Here is a 507-nt window from a genome sequence, read left to right on the forward strand (position 1 = left end):
CTATTGAGCCCAAACAGTTCCTCCGTACCTTCCATGGCACGAATCCGTTCTTCTGTTTCCTCGTAGGATTTCCAATTTCCAAATTGCATGGCGACACAAATCCTCATTAAATTAGCGGTGGTCAGTTTTTTAACACCATTGTCTAAAAACGAACACTTAAATGACTCAAAAGGTAAGAAAGATAGGAATTTACTAAATACAGTCTGATATGATATAATGTTATCCATGAAAGTCTCCTTTATAGTAGCAGTCACGGATAACGTGGGTTCAAACTTCTACTTTAAGGGGATTTTTTGCTTTCGTCCATGAAAAATCCCCCTATTATTCCAATTAATAGGAGGTAAGTGAATTTATTTATTGACCTGTGGATACATATGCAATGCTAGTGGAATTTCTCCGTATACTTATTCAATTAAGTATTTCTCCTCGTTTCTTTAATTACATTGCTTGAAAGACTGAAAGATTATATATATCTTTTCATTTACTTTAATATCAATAACGACTGCG

At 34.5% G+C, this 507-nt stretch carries 1 protein-coding gene; it reads right to left on the reverse strand.

Going from position 1 to position 507, the window contains the following annotated elements; genetic code table 11:
• A partial coding sequence (locus tag AOA62_RS29710) for a DUF4372 domain-containing protein (protein WP_218244226.1) occupies positions 1-227 on the reverse strand: 227 nt, incomplete at its 3' end.
• Positions 228-507: the final 280 nt, after the last annotated feature.

The sequence above is a fragment of the Pseudomonas sp. 2995-3 genome, assembly GCF_002742565.1.
In the GTDB taxonomy this organism is placed as follows: domain Bacteria; phylum Pseudomonadota; class Gammaproteobacteria; order Pseudomonadales; family Pseudomonadaceae; genus Aquipseudomonas; species Aquipseudomonas edaphica.